This is a genomic window from Streptococcus macacae NCTC 11558 (assembly GCF_000187995.2).
In the GTDB taxonomy this organism is placed as follows: domain Bacteria; phylum Bacillota; class Bacilli; order Lactobacillales; family Streptococcaceae; genus Streptococcus; species Streptococcus macacae.
In genome coordinates this window covers 1,803,797-1,821,534 of sequence record NZ_AEUW02000001.1, presented here as the reverse complement: position 1 = coordinate 1,821,534, position 17,738 = coordinate 1,803,797, and the positions used below count along the sequence as shown (strand labels likewise).

At 36.8% G+C, this 17,738-nt stretch carries 17 protein-coding genes; 2 read left to right on the top strand and 15 right to left on the bottom strand.

Annotation, left to right across the window (positions count from 1 at the left end; translation table 11 throughout):
* Positions 1–4: 4 nt before the first annotated feature.
* On the bottom strand, positions 5–322 hold the full coding sequence (locus STRMA_RS08780; RefSeq protein ID WP_003079465.1) for a thioredoxin family protein: 318 nt from the start codon (positions 320–322) through the stop codon (positions 5–7).
* 3 nt (positions 323–325) lie between these two features.
* Positions 326–613 carry a DUF4651 domain-containing protein gene (locus STRMA_RS08775; protein WP_003078939.1) on the bottom strand — a complete coding sequence of 96 codons (288 nt, stop codon included), beginning with the start codon at positions 611–613 and terminating at the stop codon, positions 326–328.
* A gap of 99 nt (positions 614–712) precedes the next feature.
* On the opposite strand from STRMA_RS08775, the gene pepA reads away from it, so the two are divergent.
* Both pepA and proC read left to right on the top strand, forming a co-directional pair.
* Entirely contained in the window at positions 713–1,780 is a 1,068-nt protein-coding gene (gene pepA / locus STRMA_RS08770; RefSeq protein ID WP_003081259.1) for a glutamyl aminopeptidase, read from the top strand.
* A 79-nt stretch (positions 1,781–1,859) separates the two neighbouring features.
* On the top strand, positions 1,860–2,630 hold the full coding sequence (gene proC / locus STRMA_RS08765) for a pyrroline-5-carboxylate reductase (RefSeq protein WP_003080000.1): 771 nt from the start codon (positions 1,860–1,862) through the stop codon (positions 2,628–2,630).
* 90 nt (positions 2,631–2,720) lie between these two features.
* On the opposite strand, the gene STRMA_RS08760 is transcribed toward proC, so the two are convergent.
* The 13 genes from STRMA_RS08760 to rpoB form a co-directional block, all read right to left on the bottom strand.
* Positions 2,721–3,398 (bottom strand): CPBP family intramembrane glutamic endopeptidase, encoded by a 678-nt coding sequence (locus STRMA_RS08760; RefSeq protein ID WP_003080765.1) that lies wholly within the window; start codon positions 3,396–3,398, stop codon positions 2,721–2,723.
* A 226-nt stretch (positions 3,399–3,624) separates the two neighbouring features.
* Positions 3,625–4,821, bottom strand: coding sequence for an acetate kinase (locus STRMA_RS08755; protein ID WP_003081585.1), 1,197 nt, complete (start codon positions 4,819–4,821; stop codon positions 3,625–3,627).
* Positions 4,822–4,875: 54 nt separating this feature from the next.
* The gene (locus STRMA_RS08750) at positions 4,876–5,835 is read right to left on the bottom strand and encodes a class I SAM-dependent methyltransferase (protein ID WP_003080448.1); all 960 of its coding nucleotides are present in this window, start codon (positions 5,833–5,835) and stop codon (positions 4,876–4,878) included.
* A 58-nt stretch (positions 5,836–5,893) separates the two neighbouring features.
* Positions 5,894–6,271, bottom strand: a complete 378-nt coding sequence (comGG, locus tag STRMA_RS10015; RefSeq protein WP_040841664.1) for a competence type IV pilus minor pilin ComGG — start codon at positions 6,269–6,271, stop codon at positions 5,894–5,896.
* Positions 6,252–6,683, bottom strand: a complete 432-nt coding sequence (gene comGF / locus STRMA_RS08740; RefSeq protein ID WP_003079210.1) for a competence type IV pilus minor pilin ComGF — start codon at positions 6,681–6,683, stop codon at positions 6,252–6,254. The genes comGG and comGF overlap by 20 nt, the downstream gene beginning before the upstream one ends.
* A complete protein-coding gene (gene comGE / locus STRMA_RS08735) occupies positions 6,664–6,963 on the bottom strand; it encodes a competence type IV pilus minor pilin ComGE (protein WP_040841662.1) in 300 nt (99 codons plus the stop codon). The genes comGF and comGE overlap by 20 nt, the downstream gene beginning before the upstream one ends.
* Positions 6,917–7,336, bottom strand: coding sequence for a competence type IV pilus minor pilin ComGD (comGD, locus tag STRMA_RS08730; protein WP_003082165.1), 420 nt, complete (start codon positions 7,334–7,336; stop codon positions 6,917–6,919). Before comGD ends, comGE begins: the two co-directional genes overlap by 47 nt.
* Positions 7,323–7,637, bottom strand: coding sequence for a competence type IV pilus major pilin ComGC (gene comGC, locus STRMA_RS08725; RefSeq protein WP_003080278.1), 315 nt, complete (start codon positions 7,635–7,637; stop codon positions 7,323–7,325). Before comGC ends, comGD begins: the two co-directional genes overlap by 14 nt.
* Positions 7,637–8,680: a competence type IV pilus assembly protein ComGB gene (gene comGB / locus STRMA_RS08720; protein WP_081479323.1), complete on the bottom strand. Its 1,044-nt coding sequence runs from the start codon at positions 8,678–8,680 to the stop codon at positions 7,637–7,639. Before comGB ends, comGC begins: the two co-directional genes overlap by 1 nt.
* Positions 8,604–9,545, bottom strand: coding sequence for a competence type IV pilus ATPase ComGA (comGA, locus tag STRMA_RS08715; protein WP_003079951.1), 942 nt, complete (start codon positions 9,543–9,545; stop codon positions 8,604–8,606). The genes comGB and comGA overlap by 77 nt, the downstream gene beginning before the upstream one ends.
* A gap of 93 nt (positions 9,546–9,638) precedes the next feature.
* Positions 9,639–10,019 carry a DUF1033 family protein gene (locus STRMA_RS08710; RefSeq protein WP_003081066.1) on the bottom strand — a complete coding sequence of 127 codons (381 nt, stop codon included), beginning with the start codon at positions 10,017–10,019 and terminating at the stop codon, positions 9,639–9,641.
* A 161-nt stretch (positions 10,020–10,180) separates the two neighbouring features.
* Complete coding sequence (gene rpoC / locus STRMA_RS08705) at positions 10,181–13,819, bottom strand: DNA-directed RNA polymerase subunit beta' (RefSeq protein WP_003079414.1); 3,639 nt, start codon at positions 13,817–13,819, stop codon at positions 10,181–10,183.
* A 165-nt stretch (positions 13,820–13,984) separates the two neighbouring features.
* Positions 13,985–17,548 carry a DNA-directed RNA polymerase subunit beta gene (gene rpoB, locus STRMA_RS08700; RefSeq protein WP_003080702.1) on the bottom strand — a complete coding sequence of 1,188 codons (3,564 nt, stop codon included), beginning with the start codon at positions 17,546–17,548 and terminating at the stop codon, positions 13,985–13,987.
* Between the last annotated feature and the right edge of the window lie 190 nt (positions 17,549–17,738).

The window sequence follows — 17,738 nt, the reverse complement described above, 5'->3', positions numbered from 1 at the left end:
TTCCTCAATCTAAATCAGTTAGAAAACTGATAATTTCTTCTTTTGTTTTTCTTTGTCTATTGACCAAACGGCCAAGTACTTTCCCATTTTCGACAACAACAAAGCTAGGAATACCAAAAATAGCCCATTTTTGTGCTAAAGCCATATACTCATCACGATCAACTTGGATAAAAGCCATCTCTGGAAATCTTTTCTCAATCTCTGGCAAAAATGGATAAATAAACTGACAATCGCCGCACCAATCTGCTTTAAAAAAGAAAACCTGCTTACCTGATTTTTCAGTATAAGCTGCTAGCTCTTCAAGATTTTTAGGTATAATCATTATTTATTTGTTACTTTCCTCCTGATAGAAAAGCTGTCCCTTCTCAAATTTAAAAGTAAAATTCCTGCCATTTTCAAGAACCAGTCCTCCAGTCATCAATTGGGCTGTTGATTCAAAGTCATTGATATAAACCACAGCAATATCACCATAAGGAGCAAACGTGGTACGGACAAGTTCTATTACTTCATTTTTTCTTTTTTGCCTGTAGCGTTTTTTCAAAACAAGACCTGCAACTGTAAAGCCTGTTAAAACCAAAGCTCCAGAAAGCCAAACTATTTTTTGTTTCTTCATATTTTTATTTTATCATAATTTATATTATTTCCCAAAATCTCCGGGCTTAAACATCTCTTTTTTGCTATACTATAAGATAGAAATAAATGGAGGTCTAAAATGACAGCTTTATTTAACAAAATCAAAGAAGTTACTGACTTAGACGGAATTGCTGGTTATGAATATAATATTCGTAACTTCTTACGTACTAAAATAACCCCCTTAGTTGACCAAGTAAGCACAGACGGCCTTGGAGGTATTTTTGGCCTTAAAAATAATCAAAATGAAAATGCCCCACGCATTATGACAGCCGCTCATATGGATGAAGTTGGTTTTATGGTGAGTGAAATAAAAGAAGATGGTACTTTTCGTGTCATCAGTATTGGAAGCTGGAACCCATTGGTTGTTAGCTCACAGCGCTTCACTCTCTATACACGTCATCAAACCTCTATCCCCATTATTTCCGGCTCTGTCCCGCCTCATTTTTTACATTCTAATAATAGCACTGGCTCCCTGCCTAAAATTGAAGATGTAGTCTTTGATGGTGGTTTTGCAAATAAGGAAGAGGCCATAAGCTATGGTGTTTCGCCTGGTGATATTATTGTTCCAAAATCCCAGGCCGTCTTAACTGCTAACCACAAAAATATCATTTCCAAAGCTTGGGATAATCGCTATGGAATTCTCATGATAACAGAACTTTTAGAAAACCTAAAAGACCAAGCATTGAACAACACGCTTATAGCTGGAGCTAACGTTCAAGAAGAGGTAGGATTGCGCGGCGCTCATATCTCAACAACAAAATTTAACCCCGAAATTTTTTTAGCAGTTGACTGTTCTCCTGCTGGTGATGTCTATGGCGGCCAAGGAAAAATTGGGGAAGGCCCTCTTATTCGCTTTTTTGACCCTGGTCATATCATGCTCAAAAATATGCGTGACTTTTTACTAACAACCGCCGAAGAAGCTGGAATTCCTTATCAATATTACGCTGCTAAAGGCGGAACTGATGCTGGTGCTGCCCACCTAAAACACGAAGGCATTCCATCAACAACTATCGGTGTCTGCGCGCGCTATATTCACTCCCACCAGACACTTTACGCTATGGATGATTTTGTACAAGCACAGACCTTTTTGCAAGCTATCATTAAAAAACTTGATCGCTCCACTGTTGATTTGATTAAAGAATATTAGAAAGGAAAATACAGCCTAAAGAAAAGTTTTTAGCATGAAAGCGACTTAACTTTTATTTTTCTGGCTGTAAGATATGATAATGAAAATTGGATTTATTGGCGTAGGAAAGATGGCCAGTGCTATTATCGCAGGACTTAAGCAAACAAACTTCGAGCTGATTATCTCAGACAGCAGCCTTCAAAAAAGTAAGGAAAAGGCTGACACACTGCACGTTAATTTTGCACAGTCCCACCAAGACTTGATTGAAAAGGCCGATCTAATCATTCTAGGCCTCAAACCTCAAATCTTACCTTCTGTTTTAAACAATTTAAATATTACCAAACCTCTTTTATCCATGGCTGCTGGTGTATCTCTGGCAGATCTAGCTCAACTGAGTAAAGCAGACCTGCCTATCATCCGTATTATGCCAAATCTTAATGCACAACTGCTACAAAGCAGTACGGCTATTTGTCGCAATAAAAATGTCACTGAAGCCCTTTTTAAAACTGCTAAGCAAATAACAGATGCATTTGGAACAACCTTTGAAATAGCTGAAAAAGATTTCCATACCTTTACTGCACTGGCAGGATCCAGCCCTGCCTATATTGCACTCTTTATTGAAGCCTTAACAAAAGCAGGAGTTAAACACGGATTTTCCAAAGAATTATCCTTTGATATTGTTAGTCAAACCATATTGGCAACCACTACTTATCTTGCTCAGGGGCAGGATAAGCCAAATGATCTTATTGATAAAGTTTCAAGTCCTGGAGGAACAACTATTTCTGGGCTGCTGGAGTTAGAAAAAACAGGATTTACAGCTAGTGTCATTTCAGCCATTGATGCTACTATAGATAAATCAGAAAAAATGTAAAAACTAAAACTGGTTACGTTGAATTAAACTCTATAAACTGACTTACAAAGTAAACAGTCAAGAGAAATTGAACCGCACCAGTTTTTTTATCTATTTTTTCAAAAATAATGCAAGTAAAATCTGAAAAAAAGAAAGACCGTTATTAAGTGCATGTACCCAAATACTATATTCCAAATGCTTAGTTCTATAGCAAATAACTGCTAAAACAGCCCCCATTCCAGCATAAATGACAAAACTGCCTATATCTGTTGGACTATGCGCTAAACTGAAAAGTAAAGTTCCCAATCCAAAACCAAGTCCTTCAAAGCGCTTTGAAAATAATTTGGGGATAAGACCTCTAAAAATAATCTCTTCTGTCAAAGGGGCCATAATGACAATCATAACAAACAGTAGCAAAAGCGGTGAAGAATCAAATAGTTTAAGAACATTTTCCTGATTGTTTGTTGTTGTTTTACCTTCAAGAATCAAAATCATCACTCCGATAAATCTTACAACAAACAAAGTCAAAATTCCTAAGACAGCAATTTTAACACTTTTCCAGCTCAACCAATATTGAGTTCCTGGACTAATTAACTCTTTCTTCCTAGCTAAAAAATAAAAGCCCACAATAACACAAAGCTGCATCATTAAGATGATCAGTGTTTGCCCTAGATCCAAATGGTTTGTCCTTTTTTCCAAAACCAGCATTACTATATCCGGTATTTGACTTAATAAAAACAAACCTATGATAGCAAAAACAGCTAGTAGCTTTTTTAAAATGCGTTTCATTACTTCTCCTATCTATAACTTCTTATTAAAACTGCTTTAGCCTTCATACAATTTCTATAATAACAATAACTATTATACTATACTTTTAAAAATTAAAGTAAGACTTATTATAACATGATTTTACAATTTTCAGAATACTTCTGATCAATAGCTGAACGTAAAAATAAAATAGAATATAAAAAAGAGACTGAGATATTAGCTGAATCTCAGTCTCTCGAACAAATTGCTATATCTTCTTTTTTAAACGCTCAACATCACGAGCAATCACTAATTCTTCATCCGTAGGAATGACCAATACTTTCACTTTCGAACGAGCAGAGGAAATTTCTCCTGTATACCCAAAAACATTTTTAGCAGGATCAAGCTCAATACCAAACCATGAGAGACCTTGAATAACATCATTACGCATATTAACAGCATTTTCACCTATACCCGCTGTAAAAATAATGGCATCGGCTCCATTTAGAACTGCAAAATATTGTCCAATAAATTTTTTAAGTCGATCAATAAACATATTATAGGCTAAAACAGCTTTAGGATCCTTAGCCTTAATCCCCGCTTCAATATCTCGCATATCACTAGAAGACTCTGAAACACCTGCTAAACCAGATTGTTTATTTAACATATTGATGACTGCCGCTGAATCCTTTAAATTGGGATCATGCTCTACAAGATAAGGAATGATAGCCGGGTCAATATCTCCAGAACGTGTCCCCATCATAGGTCCTGCTAAAGGTGTAAATCCCATAGAAGTATCTATTGATTTTCCGTGATAATTTGCAGTAATAGAAACACCATTTCCTATATGAGCTGTAATGAGTTTTAATTCATCTAAAGATCGTCCTAATATTTTAGCAGCTTCTTGAGCCACATAGCGATGGCTTGTACCATGTGCACCATATTTACGTATTTGATATTCTTCATAGTATTTAGGAGGAATAGGATACAAATACGTAGCAGGCTGCATAGTTGTGTGAAAAGCCGTATCAAATACTGCAACACTAGTAATGTCTGGCAAAATTTCTTTGAAAGCACGTATACCAGCTGCATTAGCTGGATTATGAAGAGGGGCTAGGGCTGATAATTTTTCAATTTTAGCTAAAACCTCATTATCAACAATGGTAGAATCTTCAAAATCTTCACCCCCAGCAACGATACGATGCCCGACACCTGTAATCTCTGCAAAATCTTTAATTATCCTTAACTTTATCAGATCATCTAAAAGAATCTTAACAGCTTGAATATGATCAGCAATATCAAGCACCTGTTCCTCTTTTTGATCCCCAAATCTTACAGTGGAAATAGAATTTTTTAAACCAATCCGCTCGATTAAACCTTTAGCTAAAACTTTTTCTTCTGGCATTTCATAAAGCTGCCATTTAAGGCTTGAACTTCCGGCATTGATTGAAACTGTTTTTGTCATATAGTCACCTCATAAAGCGTTTCCAAGATAAAGATATTATAGCAGATTTTTATATTAAATGGAATTATCCAATTTCCACTTTTTGAAGCTTTCCATAAAGGCTGTTATATTTTCATGAGCTTGCAAATCTGATAGAGGATAAACAAAAGTCTCTGGTATATTATCTATATGTTTCTTTAAAATAAAAATCGTTTTTGCATAAGCCTTATTTTCAAATAAATTTTCCGGCAAAGTAATAACTGCGATGAGGTTGGCGTAATCCTTTAACCATTTTTTTAAAAGATCGCTTTGAGGACTGGTTAATAAATTATTTGGTGCTAAAAATAAAGCAATTCCATCTTTTTTGAGATACTTAAGCGATTGTTCCATTAAAAGATGATGAGCATAAGTATGCTCGCTTAGGCTAGCTACTTGATATCGCTTTGCAATATTATCGTTAGGATAATAACCGATAGGCAGATCACTAATGATAACATCGCTTTCTTTTAAAATCTGTGGGCGAATGGCATCTTCCTGAACAAAAGAAATATCTGTCCCTATGACATCTGCAATACTCGCCGCTAGATCAATTAAGAGATCATCAACTTCAATCCCCATATAATCCAGCGTTTTCTGACTATTAATAACCAAAGTTTCTGCTAAATTTCCGGTACCCGAGCCAATTTCAAGAATGTCCAATTGAGGCGAGTGAGTTAATTCTTCTAATAAATAAAGAAGAATGAAAGCTATACTATCCGGTGTAAATTGGTGATTAGCCTGTAAAAACTGGTCTTTCATAGCCTTAATAAAAATAAATTGAAAACTTCTTCGCCACTCTTCTTCACTAAGATTAAGATAGCGCAATTTTTCATTATTTTCTTTAATTTTCTTATCTGTGATATCTTCAGAATTTATAAAACAAACATTTTGTTCAATCAAAGCTTCATAAAGATTTGTTGTTTGTAATTGTATCTCTAAGCGCTGGCAATTCTCTAAAATCAAGTTATAGGCAGTTTCTATATTTTCAAAGTTCATATCTACCTCCAGCAGTTATCATATCAAAAATAAAACAAAGTGGCAAAAATAGTTGATCTTATTTTATATCTTTTCTTTCCATTTCTCTTTTTATCTCTTTATTTTCTTTTATCTTGTTCTGATTGTCTTTTACTTTATAAGGAAAATGATAGTGATAAAAAACATCATCTTTCATTTTGATATCTATCTGCAGACGTCCATTAACAATATTATAATGAGATACTCCATCAGAAAACTCAAATTGCCCACTGTGCTCTTTAACCGAATCTCGTGTAATGAGAGCAATTAAATAAGATTTACTGGATAATAGCTGCATCTTATTCTGACGTTCTGTAGCAACAACACGATCTAGATAAAATTGTAACATTAGACTAAAAACTGCAGCCATTAGTAAAGCATAGAGAAGGATACCAGCTTTAATTTTCCTCAAAAGCATACATAAAGGTCCTCTCTAATCCATTTTCAAATACAATGTCAACTCTCACAATTTTAGCTGATTGACTGATAGTTGCCTCTTTTATCCCTAATAACATAGGTTGATACCCCCTTCCATCAGCATTTGTTTTCCTAAAATCTGTTGACCTTGACTTACCAAACGCCAGCTCCTTATTATCTTTTTTGACATATAGCTTTCCATCCTCTATTCTTTGAAAAGTTGTCTCTTCAAGTTCTGAACGAAATTGTTGGCAAAATAGCAGCCAATCACTTTCTTCATTATTAGATAGGTAATGTACATTACTGCTAACTATTTTTGTCAATCCATTATAAATACTAATACTTCCTGCTATTGTTAACAAAGCAACTAAGCATTCTAAAAGTGTGAAGGCTTTAAGGGATCTTTTTAACAACTTTCATAACCTCCTTTTGATTATGATAAATCTTAAGCCCATTCTCACTTCGAACAATTTGCACCTCATTATTATTTAAATTAAGTTTGTCTTGTTTCGTCTGAACAGCCATAATGGCTAAATTTAACATTTCTTGCTGCTGTATACTTTTGGCTAACCGCTTTTGATTTAATGTTAGTTGATGTAATATCAGAGATGTAACTGTTACAAGAATTGCTAAAGATACCAGAGCTTCAAGGAGAATATAAGCTCTTACTTTCCGCTTTTTTATATTTACCACTCCCTATATATAATTGATAAGTCACTATTTTTTCTGGTGTTTGAAACTTTATTTTTGTAAGTGAGGAGTTTCCACCTTTTTGATCAAATTCTAAGGCCATTTTTTTAACCGTTTTAATATTTTTAGGTACTTCAAGCACTTGACTTCCATTAGAAATTTCTTTATTACTGATTGTTAACACTTTCATCTGTCTGGTGCTTATACTTAACTTTTGTGTATCACGGTAAAGCTGCTCAAAGGATAGAAAAAAGAGCTGCTCTTCTACCTTAGCAAAAGATCGACTTATTCCTCCAGAAAAGCTTAAAAGAATAAAACTCGTTACTGCTAACGTTATAAGACTCTCTAATAATGTAAAGGCTTTAATTCGCCACATGACGTGCTTGCCCTGGATGCTTTGCATAGTAATCATTATAAGATTTTGCCTGTTCTTTTGTAATATCTCCACTTTCCACTAATTTTGAAAGGGTAGCTGAACCTGCTTTATTTAACTCATAAAGTTCAGCCTGACTTTCAACAACCTTTATGACAGCAGAACCACCAGTATCTTTTACCTTATCTTTTTGTTTAGTTAGATTAGGCACAAAGAGCAACAAAAGAATACTGATAATAAGAAGGACTACTAACATCTCAATTAAAGTGAAAGCTCTAACACTGATTTTTCTTAATTTCTTCATTATAAATGAACCTCCATGTTTTGATAAATGGGTAACAGCATAGCTGCATAAATCATGACAATCACAAAAGCGACTAAAATAAAAACGAGGGGCTGTATCAATTGTGTTACCCTTTGAATTTTTGAAAAAAAAGACTCCCACGTTTCTTCAGCATAAATATCTAATTCACTGCCTAACTTAGATTTTACTTCACCATACTCAATCATTAAGCTCAGTTCTTTAAGAAAAAAAGGATAATCCAAAACTTTTTGATGAAAGCCTTGTCCAGATAAAAGAGCCTGCTCCATATCAGCTCCAATTTCTTTAAATAGTTGGGATTTTTGACTCTGCATTAATTTTACAATATGACTCATTTCCACCCCTTGACCAATAAGATTGCCCCATTCTCGTGCATAATAGGCTGTTAAATAAAGTTGAAAATAGTTTCCAATAAAGGGCAGTCTGGCATAAAAAGCCATTAATTTTATTTTCTTTACTTTACGTGACAGCAAGTACAGGCTACTTAACAGGAACATAATAATGACTACACTAAGCAAAAAGAAAGTGGGAAACTGGGTAATCACCTGAGTTGCTGCATTTCCTTTTTCAAGTTGGGGAAATAAATAATTTTTCAATCCCAGCATAATAAGTACTAAAAAAACAAGTAAAATGATTGGATAGGTAGCCACTTCAACCAGCTTCTTTTTAACTGCCATAACATTTTCTAAATATGATTCTATCTTTAATAAACTTTTTTGAGTATTACCGTGAATTTCTGATAATGCTAATTGTGTAACAACATCATCTGAAAATCCCAAAGAACTCATGATTTCAGCTAAACCCATACCGCTTAAAAGTCCTCTTCTCATTTCCTTAATATAAATTTTAGATAATAGACGGCTTCTATCAAGAAAATTAATAATCTCTGGTAAATTAAAACCGCTTGTAAAAAGATTATTCAGCAGCTGAATCACTTTTTTCTGTCTTTTAGTTCTTAATTTTTTCGATTTCAGCTTCCTCTTCAGTAATATATCCTTCTGTAAAAAGCCTATTAATCTGAGCATTCCATTTTTGTGCTGAATGCTCTTGAAATTTATCTTTTGCAAAATCTAAAACACCTCCCCCACTTATTAAACGCTGATAAATGATTCCACCTAAAGTATTTTCTAATTCTTTTGGATTGACTCCTAATTCTAACAATCTAGCATAAACTCCAGGGATACTTTTAGCATGGACGGTTGACATGACAAGTACTCCTGTTAAACTAGCTCTGATAACGGCTCTAGCCGTTTCTCTATCGCGGATTTCTCCAATAATGAGAATATCAGGACGATGTCTTAAAGATAACTTTATTAAACTATCATAGGTCATACCGATATTTTCATTCAATTGCAGCTGCAGCATATTGGCTTCTTTTATTTCAACAGGGTCTTCAATAGTAATAATTTGTTTATTGAAGAATTTTTCCCTTGCTATTTGATACATAAGAGTTGTTTTACCACTGCCTACTGGACCTGAAAATAAGTACAGTCCTCTTCCTCTAATAGCATTTAAGACCTGATGGACACCATTAAACCAAAAATGTAAATCTTGACGTCCATCAAATAAAAGCCTAATGACAAGACTTTCATAGCCACGATAATCACCAACTGTAGAGAGTCTTAAAGATACCATGTTAGTCTCATTATAATAGTAATCACATGAACCTAGTTGACTTCTTCTTTTTTCACCAACATTCATTCCTGCAACAAATTTAAAGTGGCTAATAAGATTAACCATGAGATGATGGTCATAGACATCAATAAATTTTCTTTCATTTCCTATCCTCATGTACAATTCATACAAGTCTTTCTTAGGAACAATATAAATATCTTGGACTTTTTCCTTAACCGCCTTGCTAATAATTTCCTTTCCTAATTTTTGAACCATAAAACCTCCTACTTTAATTATTCGTAAAGATTTTAGCCATTCAAAATTATTTAAAAGGGTTTGACAACTCTTTTAAATAAAAAAACCACAAGATTAATCTTGCAGTTTTCTTCTAATTTTATGACGCTTTGGATGCGTACAAGTCTTATCATAGCGTCTGGAATAGCCGGGACGATACCATTTTTTGGGTATATTCCTCCAATTTTTCAAGAGAGCGATAGAATCATATTGCTGTAAAAAATCGCCGCATTCTTCACACCAACGCTGGTCTTTTTGATTCCAAAAAGCAGTCATTATCCTGCTTCGACTGTCATATTGAGGGTAACATTTATATAACGACAGCCATTCTTTTTTATAATATCTTAAAGCTTCATAATAATTCTCAAAGCTAGAAACCTTTACAATATCATCTTTCCAATCATCTAAAAACCACCATGGTTCTAGATCTCCATACATTCTTATTACTTGATACATAATACAATTTCCTTACAAAGCCATTATACAAAAATTTCAGTTATTTTTAAAAGAAATTGCTCATTAATTTCAAATATGTAACTCATAAGAAACTCATTTAATTTTAGTTATTCTCTTTTAATAAAAAAAGGCAGCAATAATCACTATTGCTGACCTTTAAATTATTCCATTTCTGCTTCTACGTTCTCTAAAACCGGAACGACTTCTTCAATTACTTCTACCTCATTGACAGCTTGTGGTTCAATGTTACGGTAACGTGCCATGCCAGTACCAGCTGGAATGATTTTACCAATAATCACATTTTCTTTAAGCCCTAAAAGATGATCTTTCTTACCTCGAATAGCAGCATCTGTAAGAACACGGGTTGTTTCTTGGAATGAAGCTGCTGATAAGAATGAATTTGTCTCCAGAGAAGCTTTTGTAATTCCCATAAGAACTGGTCTGCTAGTAGCAGGAATACCACCAGAAATGACAATATCTCTATTGGCATCTGTAAAATCAGAAATATCCATAAGTGTACCCGGAAGGAGATCCGTGTCGCCTGGATCCATAACACGTACTTTGCGAAGCATCTGACGAACCATAACCTCAATATGCTTATCACCAATTTCTACCCCTTGGCTGCGGTAAACTTTTTGGACTTCAGCAAGCAAATAAGTTTCTACAGAAAGCGTATCTCGAACCTCAAGGAGATGTTTAGGCTGAATGGATCCTTCAGTCAACGGTGCTCCGCGATGAATTTCATCACCAACTTCAACTTTCATACGAGCTGTAAACGGTACAATATATTCGCCTTCGCCGGTTTCACCCTTGACATAAACTTTTTTAGTACGAGTTGCTGCATCTTCTTCAATATCAGTAACTTGACCCTTAATTTCTGTGATAACAGCTTCCCCTTTAGGATTACGTGCTTCAAAAATTTCTTGAATACGCGGTAAACCTTGAGTAATATCTGCATTTGAAGCAACACCGCCGGTATGGAAGGTACGCATGGTTAGCTGCGTTCCAGGTTCACCGATAGATTGGGCTGCAATCGTGCCGACCGCTTCACCAACTTCAACCGCATCTCCAGTCGCAAGATTAATACCATAACAATGACGACAAACACCATGGCGTGTATTACAAGTAAAGACTGAACGGATAGTAACTTCTTCAACTCCTGCTTCAATAATTTGATGAGCCATATCCTCTGTAATTAAGGTGTTTGGTTCAACTATAACTTCACCAGTTTCAGGATGTCTAACGGATTTCTTCGTATAACGTCCTTGCAAACGCTCTTCTAATGTCTCAGTAACTTCTTTGCCATCTGTAATAGCAGCAATAGTGAGTCCACGGTCAGTGCCACAGTCGTCTTCTCGTATAATAACATCTTGAGCAACATCAACCAAGCGTCGTGTCAGATAACCAGAGTCGGCTGTTTTCAGAGCTGTGTCGGTCATACCTTTACGAGCTCCATGGGTAGAGAAAAACATTTCCAAAACAGAGAGACCTTCACGGAAATTAGACAGAATAGGTAATTCCATGATACGGCCGTTAGGAGCTGCCATCAAACCACGCATACCAGCAAGCTGGGAGAAGTTTGAAATATTACCGCGGGCACCTGAATCCATCATCATAACAATCGGATTTTTAGGATCCTGCGTTTCAACCAAACGTTTTTCCAGCTGTTCTTTAGCATCTCGCCAGGTTGAGGTAACTGCTTCATAACGATCCTCATCTGTCATGAGGCCTCGGCGGAAAGCTTTGGTGATGTCATCAACACGACGGTGTGCATTGTCTATAATCTCTTGTTTGTTATCAATAACTGGAATATCTGCAATTCCTACAGTTAAACCAGCAAGCGTTGAATGATAGTAACCAAGATCTTTCAAACGGTCAAGAAAAGCCGAAGTTTCAGTTGTACGAAAACGTTTGAAGGTTTCTGCTATAATACTTCCAAGATTCTTCTTCTTAAATGGAACATTAATCTCAAGATTTTTAATAGCTTCTTTAATATTAGATCCTGGTTCCAAGAAATATTTATCTGGAGTCTTATCTGTCAGGTTAGCATTGTTTGGTTCTTGAAGGTAGGGAAGGTCTGCCGGCATAATATCATTAAAGAGAATTTTACCAACAGTTGTAATCATAATTTTATGTTTTTGATTATCTGTCCATGGTTTATGAGGCATACTATCAACAGCAATGCCTACTCGACTATGAAGATGTACATGTCCATTGCGATAAGCCATAACAGCCTCATCACGGTCTTTGAAAACCATGCCTTCTCCTTCGCTGCCAGAAACTTCCATCGTAAGATAATAGTTCCCTAAAACCATATCCTGTGACGGCGTTACAACTGGTTTTCCATCTTTAGGATTCAAGATATGTTCTGCTGCCAGCATCAAGAGCCGAGCTTCTGCTTGCGCCTCTTCAGACAATGGAACATGAATAGCCATTTGGTCCCCATCAAAATCTGCATTATACGCTTCACATACAAGCGGATGCAGCCGAAGGGCTTTCCCATCAATCAAAACAGGTTCAAAAGCTTGGATACCCAGCCTATGCAGAGTAGGAGCACGGTTAAGAAGAACAGGATGTTCTTTAATAACTTCCTCAAGGATATCCCAAATGCGTTCATCGCCGCGTTCTATCAAACGCTTAGCAGCTTTTACATTTTGTGCGATATCTTTAGCCACTATTTCACGCATAACAAATGGTTTGAAAAGTTCAATAGCCATTTCACGCGGTACACCACATTGATACATTTTAAGCGTTGGACCAACAGCGATAACCGAACGTCCTGAAAAATCAACACGTTTACCAAGAAGGTTTTGACGAAATCGTCCTTGTTTCCCTTTAAGCATATGACTCAATGATTTGAGCGGACGGCTTCCTGGTCCAGTAATAGGACGGCCGCGGCGGCCATTATCAATAAGGGCATCAACTGCCTCTTGCAGCATACGCTTCTCATTTTGAACGATAATTCCTGGAGCATTAAGTTCCAAGAGACGTGCTAAACGATTATTACGGTTAATAACACGACGGTAAAGATCATTCAAATCCGATGATGCAAAGCGGCCACCATCTAACTGAAGCATAGGACGAAGATCTGGCGGAATAACTGGAAGAATATTAAGAACCATCCACTCAGGTTTATTGCCAGATTTTTGAAAAGCATCAAGCACATCTAAACGGCGAACTGCTTTAATACGTTTTTGACTTGACGCCGTTTTCAGCTCTTCTTTAAGTTCTGCAATCTCTGCTTCAATATCAACACGCTTTAGAAGGTCTTGAATAGCTTCTGCTCCCATTTTAGCAACAAAAGAACCTGGACCGTACTCTTGCAATTTTTCACGATATTCACGCTCTGTTAAGAGAGTTTTAGCCTCTAGGGGTGTCTCTTTAGGATCAATCACTACATAAGCTGCAAAATAAATAACTTCTTCTAAAGAACGAGGACTCATATCAAGAGTTAGGCCCATTCGGCTTGGAATTCCCTTAAAATACCAAATATGTGATACAGGAGCTTTCAACTCAATATGCCCCATGCGCTCACGACGGACTTTAGTACGCGTTACTTCAACACCGCAACGGTCACAAATAATTCCTTTATAACGAATACGTTTATACTTCCCACAAGCACATTCCCAATCTTTAGTAGGACCAAAGATCACCTCATCAAAGAGGCCTTCACGCTCAGGTTTTAACGTACGATAGTTGATTGTTTCAGGTTTTTTAACTTCACCATAAGACCATGAACGGACCTTACTTGGTGAAGCTAATGTAATCTGCATACTTTTAAAACGATTTACGTCAACCACTAATTTTGCCTTTCTTATTATTAATAACTCTCACTAAGGTTAAGAAGAAAATCCTAACCTTCACATAACTCTAGATCATTTTTATATCATAGCAAACAGTAAATAGATAATAACTTTTATTTTATCGTTGATATTAGTAAAGTACCATTCTATTTTACTGTCTTTTTATTTTTCATCTCTGCCTGCAAACTCAGCAGCTTCTAAGGCCTGTTTTTCACGTGCCTTTTCAAGGTCGTCAACATGCATAACATCATCATCTTCACCTTCATCAAGATCTCGAAGTTCTACCTCACCATCATCTTCATCTAAGACTCTCATATCAAGTCCAAGCGATTGCAATTCTTTAACAAGAACGCGGAAAGATTCTGGAACACCTGGTTTTGGAATTGGTTTACCTTTAGTAATAGCTTCATAGGCTTTAAGTCGGCCAGTGACATCATCTGATTTATAAGTCAAAATTTCCTGAAGCACATTTGATGCACCATAAGCTTCCAGTGCCCAAACTTCCATCTCTCCAAACCGCTGACCGCCAAACTGAGCTTTACCTCCAAGAGGCTGCTGAGTGACCGTCGCATAAGGTCCTACCGAACGTGCGTGAAGTTTATCATCAACCATATGGTGAAGTTTGATCATATACATAACACCAACTGATACACGGTTATCAAACGGTTCCCCAGTACGTCCATCGTAAAGGACCGTTTTGGCATCACTGTCCATACCAGCTTCACTGACTGTTTCCCATAAGTCTTCGGAAGTCGCTCCATCAAAGACCGGGGTTGCGATATGAATATCAAGCGTACGAGCAGCCATTCCAAGGTGAAGTTCCATAACCTGACCAATATTCATCCGCGATGGCACCCCAAGTGGATTTAGCATGATATCAACTGGTGTTCCATCTGGAAGATATGGCATATCTTCCACAGGAACAATCCGTGAAACAACACCTTTATTCCCATGCCGTCCAGCCATTTTATCCCCAACCTTGATCTTACGTTTTTGAGCAATATAAACTCGGACCAGCATGTTAACACCAGATTGCAGCTCATCTCCATTAGCACGTGTAAAGATTTTCACATCACGCACAACACCTTCACCACCGTGAGGGACACGAAGAGAGGTATCGCGAACTTCACGTGATTTATCTCCAAAAATAGCATGTAAAAGACGTTCTTCTGCAGAAAGGTCTTTTTCACCCTTAGGAGTGACCTTACCAACTAGAATATCTCCTTCTTTAACTTCGGCACCAATACGGATAATGCCCATTTCATCAAGATCTTTAAGAGCTTCTTCACCAACATTTGGAATTTCGCGTGTAATTTCTTCAGGTCCAAGCTTAGTATCACGCGTTTCTGACTCAAATTCTTCTAAGTGAACAGAAGTATAAACATCATCTTTTACAAGACGTTCACTCATAATAACCGCATCCTCAAAGTTGTAGCCTTCCCAAGTCATATAAGCAACAACTGGGTTCTGACCCAAAGCCATTTCCCCTTTTTCCATAGAAGGACCGTCAGCAATAAAGTCTCCCTTTTCAACACTATCTCCAACTTTAACTAATGTTCGTTGGTTGTAGGCTGTCCCTGAATTGGAACGGCGGAATTTTGTGACATGATAAACGTCTAGGGAACCATCTTCACGGCGAACTTCTACTTTATCTGCATCAGAATAAGTGACTTTACCATCATTTTTAGCGATAATCGCAGCTCCTGAATCATGAGCAGCTTGATATTCCATACCAGTTCCAACAAAAGGAGCCTTAGGATCAATCAACGGTACTGCCTGACGCTGCATATTAGCTCCCATAAGAGCACGGTTAGAGTCATCATTTTCCAAGAAAGGAATGCAGGCTGTTGCTACTGCAACAACTTGTTTTGGCGACACATCCATATACTCAACTGAACTTGCTGGAAATTCCTGGTTATTACCTTGGTGACGCCCCATGACAATCTCTTCAGCAAAGCTTCCATCTTCATTCAGTTTAGAATTGGCCTGAGCTACAGTAAACTCATCTTCCTCATCTGCAGTCAGCCATTCAATCTCATTTGTCACTTTGCCAGTAGCAGGATCAACTTTCCGATAAGGTGTTTGAATAAATCCATATTTGTTCAAATGTCCGTAAGACGATAAGTTATTAATGAGCCCAATATTAGGTCCCTCAGGGGTTTCAATTGGACACATGCGGCCGTAATGTGTATAGTGCACATCACGCACTTCATAACCAGCACGATCCCGTGTCAAACCACCTGGTCCTAAAGCTGAAAGACGGCGTTTGTGAGATAGTTCAGAAAGTGGATTATGCTGATCCATAAATTGAGACAACTGAGAGGAGCCAAAAAATTCTTTAATGGCAGCAGTAACAGGTCGAATATTGATAATTTGCTGCGGAGTCAAAACCTCATTATCCTGAACAGACATACGTTCACGTACATTGCGTTCCATACGGGCAAGCCCGATACGAAACTGATTTGCAAGGAGCTCACCAACCGCACGGATACGGCGATTACCTAAGTGGTCAATATCATCTACCTTCCCAAGCCCTTCAGACAGATTGAGGAAATATGACATTTCAGCTAAAATATCCGCCGGAGTCAAGTGACGAATTTTATCATCTGGATTGGCATTGCCGATGATAGTAACAATACGGTCTGGATCATTTGGGGAAAATACTTTAAATTTTTGCAGTACAACAGGTTCTGTCAACACAGCATATTCATTAGGTGTATAAACGATTTTATTGAGATCTCCGTCTAGATAATCAGCAATAGAATCAATAACACTGCGTGTCATTTTTGTACCAGCTTCAACCAGAATTTCACCCGTTTCTGAATCAACTAAATTTTCTGCTATAACTTGATTTAAAAGTCGCGTTTTAATATTTAATTTTTTATTGATTTTATAACGGCCAACAGCTGCCAAATCATAACGGTGCGCATCAAAAAAGCGTGCAATCAAAAGACTGCGGGAACTGTCTGCTGTCTTTGGTTCCCCTGGACGAAGGCGTTCATAAATTTCTTTCAGAGCCTCATCTGTACGGGAATCATTAGAATTTTTATGGATATCTTTCTCAATCGTATTAAGAACAAGTTCACCATCTCCAAAAATATCAATAATCTCATCATCACCTGAAAAGCCGAGAGCTCGCACTAAGGTTGTAAATGGGATTTTACGGGTACGATCAATACGAGTATAGGCGATATCTTTAGCATCTGTCTCAAGTTCAAGCCAAGCACCACGATTAGGAATAACCGTTGAACCATAGCCTACTTTACCATTTTTATCTACTTTATCATTAAAATAAACACCTGGTGAACGCACAAGCTGAGAAACAATAATACGTTCAGCTCCATTGATAACAAAAGTTCCCATTTCCGTCATCAAAGGGAAATCACCGAAAAAGACTTCTTGAGTTTTAATTTCACCTGTTTCCTTATTAATTAAACGAAAAGTGACAAAAATAGGTGCAGAATAATGGGCATCATGAGCACGCGCTTCTTCTAGAGTATACTTCGGTTCTTTTAACTCATAACCAACGAATTCTAATTCCATCGTGTCTGTAAAGTTTGATATTGGAAGTACATCTTCAAAAACTTCTTTTAAACCTGTATCTAAAAAATCTCGAAATGAATCCGTTTGGATTTCAATCAAATTTGGTAAATCAAGAACTTCCTTAATCCTTGAAAAACTACGACGAGTACGGTGTTTCCCGTATTGAACTTTATGTCCTGCCAAGTTTTAACTCCTTTTTCTTTCTAGACTCATCCATAAGTCATGCATTAACAACTTTGTCCTTAATGTAATTTTTAGAAATTTTAAATATTCTTTACAAAATATTTTTTTCCAAAAAATGGGCACAAAAAGAGCAGCTAAATCTGACTTTAGAAAGTTTGATTTAACTGCTGTAAGCTTTAATTGGACAATA